The organism is Lentimicrobium sp. S6, assembly GCF_013166635.1.
GTDB lineage: Bacteria > Bacteroidota > Bacteroidia > Bacteroidales > UBA12170 > UBA12170.
In genome coordinates this window covers 1-1,648 of sequence record NZ_JABKBZ010000196.1, presented here as the reverse complement: position 1 = coordinate 1,648, position 1,648 = coordinate 1, and the positions used below count along the sequence as shown (strand labels likewise).

Sequence of the window (1,648 nt, the reverse complement as noted above, 5' to 3'; positions counted from 1 at the left end):
CATTAGCGTTAACTTAAGCAAAAAGCTCTTTCAATTTGTTGCTCAAAATTTAATCGATTTTTCCTTTTCTCATAAGTACAATACCTTGATAATTTAGCTAATGAGTCGCCTGGGATATTTGGGCTGTTCCTAAGTTCATTAGCTATTTCAATAATCATATGAGGTTTTTTGATAAGATAATGTATTGTTTTTAATAGACTTAAGTGTCGATTGAAATGTTTTTTTACTTTCACTCTACATGGTGAAAATATAAATTGAGTACATATCAAAATCATAATAAACCTTGATATTAATATTATTTGCAATTGTATATGCGACACGTTATGTATTTTACTAAAGCTCATATTACTTTTCCAAGATTTAAAAATAATTTCAATTCTCCATCTTAGACCATATAGATTGAATATTTGCTCAAAAGCTAATTCTTCTTTAGAAATAGTTGTAATAAATATTGACCATGAAAGCATTTCTAAATATTCCTTGGAGGGAAAAGTTTTTTTTCCTGTTTAGCCTTTCGCCTCCTTTCATTAGCAATTTCTTCATTTACAGGCTCTGCCACGACTCTAACCGTGGTTTTAGATTTATTATTCAATTTTACATTCATATCTATAAACCTGTCTTTTTTTAATTTCTTGAGTAAATTAATCGGGACTTCACTGATTTCGTCTAAAAGCATAACCCCAAATTTGTAACGATATATACAATGTGCATTAGTGTTTTTATGGCGTTGGATTTCATCATTAATCAAATACCCCCTATCTCTTAATGATAAGTCTCCTTTTTTTAGTTCAGTTTCAGAAGCTGCTATTAAATCGTTCTTACTATAGGGGTCTATTGAAAATTCAATAAACTTCTCGTTTAGAATATCATAAACTCCCTGGATTCTAGCATTACAAGCTTTTGAATTCGCATTGGATACACCTGAAAAAATCTCAAATAATCTTAATGGTAATTTAATAATAGTACTATCCTGTACAAGAATGCGTTTGAAAGATGAAGAGTAATTTAAATATTGGGAGTCCTTAATTTTTGTTTTCGCTGCTATTAGGCATTCTAGTATTGCCTTGAAAAAACTCAGACAAGGCTCCTTTGCCTTTTTCCATATTGCCTGTCTAGAAACAGATACTCCGCATTCTGAATCTATATGGGCAGCAATATCATTATAGCTTACAATACCATTGGTAGATTCCATGCAAAAAGAATATAAAAGTTCCGTAGCAGTAATTAACCGCTTCCTAATAATAAGACCAGTATTAAAAGCAAGAATGTCTAACCATTTCTGATCAATACCAATTTGTTCTAAAAAATCATCAAAATCATTTTTTCTCATTTCTATGTTTATTAGGTTAAAAATAATATCTTTACCAATAGTATATATACTATTATTAAAAAACAAATAAAATGGGATATAAAGTAAAAATACAACGAGTTGACAGAGGGAATACAAAGTCTTTTTATATAAATTTTCCAGCAGCTGTAGCTGAAGCGGCTGAGTTATCAAAAGGAGAAGAGATGGAATGGGTGCTTGAAGATAAAAACACCTTTGTATTAAAAAGAGTAAAAAACAAAGAAGTCAGAAAGAAATAGTCTTGTAATCATATGTATATCTGTAACTTAAAAAAATAGACAGCTTAAGTTAACGCTAATG

3 protein-coding genes are annotated in these 1,648 nt (G+C 29.7%); 1 reads left to right on the top strand and 2 read right to left on the bottom strand.

Features of this window, described 5'->3' with window-relative positions:
* Nucleotides 1-8: 8 nt before the first annotated feature.
* On the bottom strand, nt 9-467 hold the full coding sequence (locus HNS40_RS23855) for a transposase (RefSeq protein WP_172284917.1): 459 nt from the start codon (nt 465-467) through the stop codon (nt 9-11).
* Nucleotides 468-469: 2 nt separating this feature from the next.
* Nucleotides 470-1,330, bottom strand: coding sequence for a hypothetical protein (locus HNS40_RS22295; RefSeq protein WP_172284916.1), 861 nt, complete (start codon nt 1,328-1,330; stop codon nt 470-472).
* A 71-nt stretch (nt 1,331-1,401) separates the two neighbouring features.
* Here HNS40_RS22295 and HNS40_RS22290 point away from each other — a divergent pair, with 71 nt between their 5' ends.
* A complete protein-coding gene (locus tag HNS40_RS22290; RefSeq protein ID WP_172284915.1) occupies nt 1,402-1,587 on the top strand; it encodes a hypothetical protein in 186 nt (61 codons plus the stop codon).
* The last annotated feature ends 61 nt before the right edge of the window (nt 1,588-1,648 follow it).